3 protein-coding genes are annotated in these 10,788 nt (G+C 74.3%); all 3 read right to left on the reverse strand.

Features of this window, described 5'->3' with window-relative positions; translation table 11 throughout:
• The coding region (locus AAHZ94_RS19375; protein WP_349994229.1) for an SDR family NAD(P)-dependent oxidoreductase at positions 1-7,617 on the reverse strand (7,617 nt) is incomplete at its 3' end.
• A 20-nt stretch (positions 7,618-7,637) separates the two neighbouring features.
• Positions 7,638-8,690 (reverse strand): phosphopantetheine-binding protein, encoded by a 1,053-nt coding sequence (locus AAHZ94_RS19380; protein ID WP_349994230.1) that lies wholly within the window; start codon positions 8,688-8,690, stop codon positions 7,638-7,640.
• 34 nt (positions 8,691-8,724) lie between these two features.
• Positions 8,725-10,788: type I polyketide synthase (locus AAHZ94_RS19385; RefSeq protein ID WP_349994231.1), on the reverse strand; the 2,064-nt coding region annotated here is incomplete at its 5' end.

Raw genomic sequence — 10,788 nt, forward strand, 5'->3', positions numbered from 1 at the left:
CCGGGTGGCCTTCGCGGCCGGCCGCTTGGCGACCGCGGCGCCGCCCGTTGCGGTGCCGCCCTCGCGGTAGAAGGGCTCCAGGGTCGCGGCGTGCGTCTCCAGGAGGTGGCCGCCGAGCGCCTCCAGCGTCGAGTAGCTGAAGAAGACGTCGGGGGTCAGGTCGATGCCGAGGCGCTCGCCGAGCACACCGGCGAACTCCACCAGGCTGATCGAGTCGAAGCCGAAGTCCTGGAGGTTGACGCCGTCTTCCATGCGGTCGACGGGCAGCTTGAGCACGCCGGCGATGACGTCCTTGAGCTCCCAGTCCAGGCACTGCGCCAGCGACCAGCCGGCCATCTCGGCCCGCCGTCCCGGGCCGGCGGCGACCTCGGCCGCTGCCGGGGCGACCGCATCGGCTGCCGCGGCTGCCACCTCGGTGACCGCGTCGGCTTCCGTGTCGGCCGCGCCGCCGTGGGTCAGGCCGCGCACCTGGAGCAGTACGGTGCCGTCCGCCGCGCACACCGTCAGGTCCAGGTCGTCCGGGCGTTGGTCGAGCAGCGCCCAGGCCGGCCGTTCGGCGGCCGGTGTGAAGAGGACCTCGCGGGCCGTGTGCACCTCGTCCACGGTGGCCAGGCAGGCTTCGACGGCGTGCAGCAGGGCCAGCGCCGGGTGGCCCGTCTCGGGCGCGGCCACCTCGATGAGCCGTCCCTCGGCACCGTCCTTGGCGAGGCGCGGGGCGGGCTGCGCGGCGGCCGGGGCCAGCGTCGCGACGCCTTCGCCGGCCACCAACTCCTCGTCCTCCGAGCCTACTTGGTCGGTGTAGACCGCCCACTCCACGGAGCTGGCGCTGGTCGGCAGGAGGGAGACGTGGACCGCCTGGCCGTCGGCGGCCAGCGCCGGGGCGCCGTGCCAGGTGACGTCCGTCAGTCGCACCGTGTGCGTGTCGGCAGCGGCGCCGGGGCTGGCCAGCAGCAGTGCGGCGCGCGCCATCTCCAGCGCGGCGGCCGGCGTCGGGGCGGCCGTGAGCCGGGAGCTGAAGCGCTGGCGGGTCAGGTCGGAGGTGTTCTCGTGCACCAGCGGGTGCAGCGTGGCGACGCTGCCGGCGCGTACCGGCAGCCGGTCGCCGCCGGGCAGCCAGTACGTCTCCTCGGCGAACGGGTAGCCGGGCAGGCTGATCCGGCCCGGGGCGTCGCCCGGCGCGTACAGCTCGCGCCAGTCGACGGCCAGGCCCTGGGTCCATGCCTCGACCAGCGGCTGCGGCCGGCCGGCGGCGCCGACGGGCTGGTCCGTGTCGGTGGCGCCGGCCCTGGTCTGTCCGGTGACGACCTCGCCCGCGGTGGCCGAGCCGGCCAGGTAGCCGGCGAGCTTGCGGTCCGCTTCGGCCAGGCTCTGGGCGACCAGGCCCAGGCGGTGGGTCAGCGCCTCCCGGCCGAGTTGCAGGGTGTGTCCGATGGCGGGCAGGTCGGCGTCGGTGTAGCGGCCGGTGCGCAGCGCGGCGAGCAGCCGCTCGGCGCTCACCCGCAGCCGCTCCTCGGTCTTGGCGGACAGCACGAGGGCGACCGGGCCGGCCGGGCCCGCGGCCGGGCGGCGGGTGGTGCCGGCACTCGGCGCGTACTCCTCGATGACCAGGTGGGCGTTGGAGCCGCCGGCGCCGAAGGAGGAGAGGCCGGCGACGCGCGGGTGGGTCAGCGGCTGACCGTCGACGTCGATGACCGGCCGCTGCCACTCGGCGACGTCCTGCTGCACCGCGAAGGGTGTGTCGTCGAAGTCGATGAACGGGTTGAGCACGTCCGAGTGGAGCGAGGGCACCAGCGTGCCGTGCCGCATCTGGAGCAGCACCTTGGTGAGCCCGGCGATGCCGGCGGCGGCCTCGGCGTGGCCGATGTTGGACTTGACCGAACCGATGGCTACCTGGCCGCTCTGGCCGACGCCGGCCAGTGCCTGGCTCAGGCCGCGGATCTCGATCGGGTCGCCCAGCTTGGTGCCGGTGCCGTGCGCCTCCACGTAGCTGACGGCCCGCGGGTCGATCCCGGACTGTCGCAGCGCCGTGCCGATGACGTTGCCCTGGGCGTTGGGGCTGGGGACGGTGTAGCCGTTGGTCCGGCCGCCGTGGTTGAGGGCGGTGCCCTTGATGACGCCGTAGACGTGGTCGCCGTCGGCCTCGGCCAGCGCCAGCGGCTTGAGCAGCACCGCGCCCACGCCCTCGGCCGGCACATAGCCGTCGCCCTCGTCGCCGAAGGACTCGCAGCGGCCGTTGGTCGAGGCGAACTTGCCCTGGGAGAGGAGGAGGAACTTGTTGGGGTGCAGTGACAGGTTGACGCCACCGGCGATCGCCACGTCGCTCTCGCCGCGGCGGATGCTCTCGCAGGCCAGGCTGATGGCGGTGAGCGAGGAGGAGCACATGGTGTCCACGGCGAGCGAGGGGCCGTGGAAGTCCAGGTGGTAGGAGACCCGGTTGGCCATGGACGAGAAGTTGCCGCCGGTGGCGATCGGCGCGCCGGCAAGTTGCCGCTCCAGGCCGAAGAACTGGTAGTCGGAGGTCATCACGCCGACGAACACACCGGCCCGGCGCGCCGTGCCGTCCGTGCCCTGGCCGTCGAGGTCCTGCGGGGTGTAGCCGGCGTCCTGGAGCGCGGCGTACGAGCACTGGAGGAACAGTCGCTCCTGCGGATCCATCAACTCGGCCTCGCGGGGCGCGATGTTGAAGAACAGCGGGTCGAACTGGTCGGCGCCTTCGATGAAGCCGCCCCAGCGGCAGTAGATGCCGTCCTGCTGGTAGCTCTGGTGGTCCCAGCGGTCGGCCGGCACCTCGGTGACGCTGTTGCGGCCGGCCAGCAGGTTGGACCAGAAGGTGTCCAGGTCGGGGGCCTGCGGGTAGCGGCCGGCGAGGCCGATGATGGCGATGTCGGGCGAGCCGGTGGGCGCGGCGGCGGCCTGTCCGGCGGCGGGCAGGAAGCGGGAGCGGCCCCGGCGGCGTGCGACGGTGGTGGTCGGGCGCTCGCCGGCGGCGGGCTGCGGCGCCGCTACCGTACGCGCCGCCGGCTTGGCTCCGGCGCCGACCACCCGGGCGGCCTGCGCCGGGTGTGCCGCGAGCAGGTAGCCGCCGAGTTCGGCCAGCGTCTGGTACTCGAAGAACAGCGTCTTGGGCAGCTTGCCGAAGTCGCGCTCCAGCGCGTCGGTGAGCGTCATGACGCTGATGGAGTCGATGCCGTACTCGCTGAGCGGGGCGTCGGCCTCCAGGCTCGGCGTGTCGAGCTTGAGCTCGCGGCCGACGACCTCGCGCAGGTAGTCCACGACGCGCCCGCCCGCAACGCCCGCGTCCGGCTCGCCCGCCGCGGCCACCTGCTGCTGGCGGGCCGGGCGCTCGGTGAGCCGGTCGGTGGCCGCTGCCAGCCGCCGGGCGTCCCTGGCCGACAGGCACAGCGTCTGGGTGGCGTCGCGGGCCAGCGCCCGGTAGAAGGCGGCGATGCCGTCCTCGCGGGGAATGGGCACCAGGCCGCTGCGGGCCTCCATCTGGGCCAGCACCTGGTCGTCGACGCCCATGCCGCCATCGCGCCACAGCGCCCAGTCGACGGCGAGGGTACGGCCGCTGCGCTCGCCGGCCCGCACCAGTTCGGCGCGGTGTGCGGCGAAGCGGTCCATGAACGCGTTGCCGAGTGCGTAGTCCGCCTGGCCGGCGTTGCCGACCGCGCCCGATGTGGAGCCGAAGCAGACCAGCAGGTCCAGGTCCAGGTGGGCGGTGGCGGCGTCCAGCGCCACCAGGCCGGTCACCTTGGGGGCCAGCACCTGGCGGAGTTCGCCCAGCTCCTTGCGGATGAGGTAGTTGTCACGCAGTACGCCGGCGCAGTGCAGCACGCCGTGCAGCCCGCCGCTGGCGGCGAGGTCGGCGACGGCAGCGGCGACGGCGGCCCGGTCGGTGACGTCCAGGCTGCGGTAGGAGGCGCGGGCGCCGGCCTCGGTCAGCCGGGTGAGGGCCGCGTCGATGCGGGCGGTGCGCGGCGAGCGGCCGGTGAGCACGATGCGCGCGCCGGGCGCCTGCCGGGCGATCTCCTCGGCGAACAGCAGCCCGAGGCCGCCGGCGCCACCGGTGATCAGATACGTGCCGTCGGCGCGCCAGGGCAGCGCCGGGCCCGCGGTTTCGGTCGGCTGCGGCAGCATCGTCCACCCGGGCAGCAGACGGGCGTCGCCCGTGTGGCGGACCTCGGGGTCGAGCTGGTCGCCGGCGGCCTCGGCCGCGAGCCGTGCCGGCAGCGTCTGGATGTCGAAGGAGGGCTGGAGAGCGACGAGTTGGGTGACCAGGCGCGGGTTCTCCAACTGGGCGGTGCGCAGCAGCCCGGAGAGCCCGCCGTGCACCTGGGCCGCGCCGCCGCCGGGGACGACGACCTGGAGCAGTACGTCGTGTGCGGAGCGGGTGGTGAGGATCTCCCGTACGTGCTGGAAGAGTTGCTCGGCGAGGCTGGTGAAGCGCTCGGCGGTGTCCTCGCCGGTGCTGGTCAGCATCCGGACGCTGACTCCGGTGCCGAACTGGTCCGCGGCGGGGGCCGCGGGCAGGTCGCAGAGCAGGACGTGGTGCGCGGCCCAGCCGGTGGGCTCGCCGGTCGCGGTCGGCGAGGTCGCAGCCAGCTCGGTCGCGGTCCAGTCGGCCTGCCACAGGCCGGTCGCCGGGGTGGCACCGGCGCCCGGTGCCGCCATGTCGCTGCTGCTGAGGCTCGTGGTGAAGCCGCGCAGTCGGGCGCTGACGCGGCCGGCGTCGTCGCACAGGTCGATGTCGAAGCGGTTCACCCAGGCGCCGGCCGAGGGCAGGCGGCGGATGACGGCCCAGGCGGGGGTGGCGGCCGGGGCGTAGATCTCCGCCTCGTCCAGGGCGACCGGCAGGTGGCCGGTGACGCCCTCCGCGGCCATGAAGCCCGCGGTGGCCTGGAAGGCGCCGTCGAGCAGGCCGGGGTGCAGGACGTAGGAGTCGTCGGCCGCGGGCAGGGCGAGGCGGGCGACGACCAGGTCGGTGCCGAGGCCGAGTTCGGTGATGGTGCGGTGGGTGGGCCCGTACTGGAGCCCGGCGGCGGCGAACAGCTCGTAGCACTCGGTGGCGCCCAGCGTGCGGGTGCAGTCGGCGCGGACGGCGGGCACGTCGATGACGGGCGCCTCGTCGGCCTGCGCCGGGGGCACCAGGACGGCGTCGCCCTGGCAGTGGATGTCCGTGTCGGCCTCGCCGGAGAACACCTCGAAGCCGATGTCGCCGCCCGGCTCGGGGATGAGGGCGAGCTGCCCCTGGACGGGGCCTTCGACGGCCAGCGGGCGCAGCCAGCGCAGGTTGACCAGCCGCATCCGGACGGCGTCGGCGCCCGGGCCGCGGGTGGCCTGCTGGACCGCCTCGCGCACCATCTCCAGGTAGGCGGCGGCGGGCAGGATCTTGCGGTCGTGGACGACGTGGTCGGTGAGGAACGGCTCGGCGCCGGTGAACAGCGAGCCGTAGCGCTGCTCGGTCAGGCTTGAGGTGTTCTCGTGGACCAGCGGGTGCAGTTGCCGGCCGGTGGCGGCTGCGGTGTGGCTCTCCGGCAGCCAGCAGGTGCGCCGGGCGAAGGGGTAGCTGGGCAGGCCGATGCGCAGCACCTGTCCGTCGAACAGGTCGGGCAGGCGCGGGTCGTAGCCCTGGCAGTACAGGTCGGCCATGGCCACCAGGAGTTCCTGGTAGCGGGCGGGGTCCTGGCGGCGCCGCGGGGCCTCGGCGACCAGGGCGCCGACGAGGCTGTTGGGCGTGAAGTCGCGGGTGACGGTGGCGCGGAAGACCTTGCGGGGCTTTTCGCCCTGCGCGGCCTGGCGCAGCAGCCGTACGGCGTCCTCGCGGTCGACGGCGACGACGGCGCAGCGGTGCGCGAAGTGGTGCCGGCCCGCGGTCAGGGTGTGGCTGACCGAGGCCAGGTAGCCGGGTCCGGCGTCGGTGCGGGCGGCCAGGTGGTCGGCGAGTTCGGTGAGCGCCCGGTCCAGGGCGTCGGCGGTCTTGGCGGAGAGCGGCAGCAGGTGGGCGGGGGCCGCGGGCTGTTCGTCGATGGCCGCGCGGTCGCTGCGGGCGCTGCCGGGCGCCTCCAGGACGACGTGTGCGTTGGTGCCGCTCATGCCGAAGGCGCTGACGCCGCCGCGCCGCGGCCGGTCGGCCTCCTGCGGCCAGGGCCGGGACTCGCGGTTGATGAAGAAGGGGCTGTCCTCCCAGCGGATGTAGTCGCTGGGCTCCTCGCAGTGGATGCTGGGCGGGATCACCTCCTGCCGCATGGCGAGCGCCAGCGCCACCACGCTGACCAGGCCGGACGCGGCCTGGGTGTGCCCGATGTTGGGCTTGGTCGAGGTGAGCGCGCAGAAGCCGGTCTGGTCGGTGGAGTCGCGGAACGCCTCGGCGAGCGCGTTGATCTCGATCGGGTCGCCGAGCCGGGTGCCGGTGCCGTGGGTGACGAGGTAGCCCACCGATTCGGCGGGCACGCCGGCGCGCCCGTACACGTCCTTCAGCAGGCGGGCCTGTGCGGCGCCGCTGGGGGCGGTGATGCCGTTGGTCTTGCCGTCGTAGTTGACGCCGCTGCCCAGGACGGTGGCGTGGATGCGCTGGCCGTCGGCCTCGGCGGCCTGCTGGCGCTTGAGGACCAGGACGGCGACGGCCTCGCCCGGCACCATGCCGTCGGCGCGCCGGTCGAAGGCGCGGCAGGTGCCTTCGGGCGAGAGCATGCCGGCCTGGGCCATCGCGTCGTAGCTGGCCGGGTCGGCGAGTACGTTGACGCCGGCGACGATGGCGGTGTCGCAGTCGCCGTAGCGCAGGCTCAGCCACGCCTCGTGCAGGGCGACGAGGCCGGAGGAGCAGGCGGTGTTGATGGCCATGCTCGGCCCGGACAGGTTGAGGAAGTAGGCCAGCCGGGAGGCGAGGATGGCGTTGCTGTTGGAGGTGACGCCGGTGTCGCCGGTGATGAGGTTGCGGTAGTCGCCCTCTTCGACGCCGACGAAGACGCCGACCTTCTCCTGGCCCAACTGCTCGGGTCCGTAGCCGGCGTCCTCAAGGGCGGCCCACATCTCCTGGAGCAGCAGCCGCTGGCGCGGGTCCATGAGTTCGGCCTCGCGGGGCGAGATTTCGAAGAACAGCGGGTCGAACTCGGCCACGCCCTCGATCGCGCCCATGCGGCGCTCGGTGCCCCAGGCGGGGCGCCGCTCCGCCGGCACCTGGCCGACCACGGAGCGGCCGTCGGCCAGGATCTGCCACAGCTCGTCGACGGTCCGCGCGCCGGGGAACCGGCCGCTCATGCCGACGATCGCCACCGGTTCGGTGCCGACGGCGCCCGCGTCCACGGCGGCGGCCGGGGCGCTCATGCGCAGCCGGCGCTGGCGGGCCTCGGGCCGGCGCTGGGCGCGCGGCGTGGCGCCGGTGGCCTGCGGGGCGGCGGCCGGCGCGGCGGGGCTGCCGGCACCCCCGGCGCTACCGGTGTTGCTGGGGCTCGTGATGGTACGGGTGATGGTGCGGCCCTCGCGGTAGTGCGCTTCGAGGGTGTCCGCGGCCGTCCCCAGGAGGTGGGGGGGGGGGGGGGGGGGGGGGGGGGGGGGGGGGGGGGGGCGGGGGGGGGGGGGGGCGGGGCGGCGCGGGGGGCGCCCCCCCCCGCCCCACACGTTTTTGGGGCGCCAGCGCCTTATGTTTTAAACCCCACGCGCCCCTGGGGGGGGCGGGCGAGGCGGGCCAGGGTGGGGTAGCTGAAGAAGACGTCGGGGGTGAGTTCCACGCCGAGCCGTTCGCCGAGCACGCCGGCTAACTCCACCAGGCTGATCGAGTCGAAGCCGTAGTCCTGGAGGTTGGCCGTCTCGTCCAGCTTGTCCACCGGCAGCTTCAGCAGGTGGAAGACGACGTCCTTGAGCTCCCAGTCCAGGCACTCGGCGACCGTCCAGCCGGTCATCTCCGTCCGGCGCCCGGGGCCGGGCGGCACGGTCTCCACCGTCTGCGAGGTGGCGGCGGGGGCGGCGGCGCCCACCGGGCCGGCTTGACCAGGCGAAGCAGCCGACGCAACCGGGCCGGCCTGTTCGGCTCCGGCCTCGGCCGGCTGCCGCTCGTCGGCCGAGACGCGCAGGGCCCGGAAGCTGACCAGGCTCTTGCCGCGCCGGTCCACCAGGTCGACGGAGAGCGTCGCGGTCCGCCCCGAGGGGTCCAGGAGGATCTCCACCGCGCCCTTGACGGCCTGCCGGGAGGAGTCGGCGTACGTCACCTCGTCGGCGCCAAGCAGCCACACGTCGGCCGCGTCCCAGTCGGCTTCGCGGGCCACCGCGGCCAGACAGGCGGCGAGTTGGCCGGGCACCACCACGGCGTTGGTGCGCCCGCCCGACCCGCCGGCGGCCAGGTCCACCAGGAGGGTGCCGGGCCGCTGGCCCGTGCCGTACGCCGTCAGGTCCACCCGCTCGGCGCCCGCCTCGTGCAGCACGGACACGGTGCCGCTGCTGCCGGTGCCGGCGCCCGCGTCCGCGAACACCGCCCAGGTGTCGGCGGCGCCGTGCGCGCCGGGGTGCAGGTCCACGTGGACCTGCTGCTCCGGGCCGACGACGACCGGCTCGTGCCAGACCACGTCGGTCAGGCGCACCACGGACCCGGCGTCGCCGCGGTCCTCGGCCGCCAGGGTCGCGGCGGCGCGCACCATCTCCAGTTGAGCGGCTTCCGGCAGCACCTTGACACGCGAGGCGTCCATACCGTCGTACATGTGGATCGATTCCTCCTGCTAAAAGTGCCGCTGCTCAGCGAGTGGTGTTCTCGATGGGAATCAGCAGGTCGTTCAGAAAGGCTTCTCTGCCGGAGAACTGCGAGCTGAATCGGTGGATGACCTTGCCGTCCTGGGTGTGTTCCTGTACGGCGGGCTGGAGGCCGGCGTCGGGTGTGCCGACCGCCAGGGCGCTGCCGGGCGCGGCCGAGGCCCAGTAGTGCTCGGTGGCGAAGGGGTAGCCGGGCAGGGAGACCAGGCGGGGCCGGGTCTCCCACAGGCCGTCGAAGTGGGGCGGGTAGCCCTGCGAGTAGAACTCGGCGAGCGCGGTGAGGTGGTCCGAGTAGCGGACGCCGTCCTCCCACACCGTGCGGCTGGTCCGCACCAGGCCGTCGATCAGCTTGCCGATGGTGGCGTTGGGCGCGAAGTCCCGGCTGACCGTGCCGCGTACCAGGTTGGGGATCTTGACGCCGGCCGCGGCCTCCCGCAGCAGCCGCACCGCGTCCTCGCGGTCCTGCGCGACCACCGCGCAGCGCAGCGCGAAGTGGTGCCGGCCGGTCATCAGGGTGCGGCTGACCGAGGCCAGGTACGCGGCGTCGTCGGGCCCCTTGGCGAGGTGGTCGGCGAGGGCTTCGAGGCGCTCGGTCAGCGCCTCTTCGGTCTTGCCCGAGACCAGCAGCAGGTGGTGCTGCGGAACCTGGTGCCCGGCCGGCGGCGGCGCCGCGGGTGCCTGGAGTACGACGTGGGCGTTGGTGCCGCTCATGCCGAAGGAGCTGACCGCGCCGCGGCGGGGCCGGCCGGGCGTGGCGGGCCAGGCGCGGGGCTCGCGGTTGACGTAGAAGGGGCTCTGCTGCCAGTCGATGTAGTCGCTCGGCTGGTCGCTGTTGATGCTCGGCGGGATGGTCTCCTCGCGCATGGCGGTGGCCAGGCAGATGAGGTTGACCAGCCCCGATGCGGCCATGCTGTGCCCGATGTTGGGCTTGACCGAGGTCAGGGCGCAGTAGCCGGTGCGGTCGGTGTGCGGGCGGAACGCCTCGGCCAGCGCGTTGGTCTCGATCGGGTCGCCGAGCCGGGTGCCGGTGCCGTGGCTGACGATGTAGTCCAGCGAGTCCGGGGCGATGCCGTACCGGTCGTAGACCGAGGTGAGCAGGCGGGACTGGGCCTCGCCGCTGGGCGCGGTGATGCCGTTGGTCTTGCCGTCGTAGTTGATGCCGCTGCCGAGGATGGTGGCGTGGACGGGGTTGCCGTCCTGCTCGGCCGCCCGCTGCTTCTTCAGCACCAGGACGGCCACCGCCTCGCCGGGCACCATGCCGTTGGCCCGCTCGTCGAAGGCGTAGCACGTCCGGTCGGGCGAGAGCATGTTGGCCTTCTCCATGGCCGTGTAGTCGTGGTCGGAGGTCATCAGGGCGGCGCCGGCGACGATGGCGGTGTCGCAGTCCCCGTGGGCCAGGCTCAGGCAGGCTTCGCGCAGCGCCACCAGGCCGGACGAACAGGCGGTGTTGATGGCCATGGCGGGGCCTGACAGGTTCAGGAAGTAGGCGAGCCGGGCGGCGAGGATGGCGTTGCTGTTGGAGGTGACGCTGGCCTGTTCGTCGACCAGGTAGCGGTAGTCGCCCTCTTCGACGCCGACGAAGACGCCCACATTGCCTTCGGCGACCGCCCGGTCGCCGTAGCCGGCGTCCTCCAGGGCGCGCCACATCTCCTGGAGCAGCAGCCGCTGGCGCGGGTCCATGAGCTCGGCCTCGCGGGGCGAGATCTCGAAGAACAGCGGGTCGAACTCGGCGATGCCGGGCACGGAGCCGAACCGTGCCGGCTGCTGTCCTTCGGGCAGTTCCTCATCGGCCGACCAACCCTGGCGCTCGGCGGGCACGTCGGCGATGACGCTGCGGCCCTCGGCGACGATCTGCCACAGCTCTTCGACGGTGCGGGCGCCGGGGAACCGGCCGCTCATGCCGACGATGGCGATCGGCTCGTCGACGGGCGCGGCGGCGGCGCCGGCCCGCCCGGGGCCCCGACCCCGGGGCCCCCCCCCGCCGGGGGGGCGGGCCGGGGGGTTGCCCCCCCCCCCCCGGGGGGGGGGGCCGCCCCCCCCGGGGGCCCC

Origin of the sequence: Streptomyces sp. HSW2009 (assembly GCF_040240285.1) — a bacterium.
Lineage (GTDB): Bacteria > Actinomycetota > Actinomycetes > Streptomycetales > Streptomycetaceae > Streptomyces.

What these genes read in the sequence shown, in the direction of transcription:
- AAHZ94_RS19380 (WP_349994230.1), bottom strand. Translation starts at nt 8,690, where the DNA reads ATGTACGACGGTATGGACGCCTCGCGTGTCAAGGTGCTGCCGGAAGCC.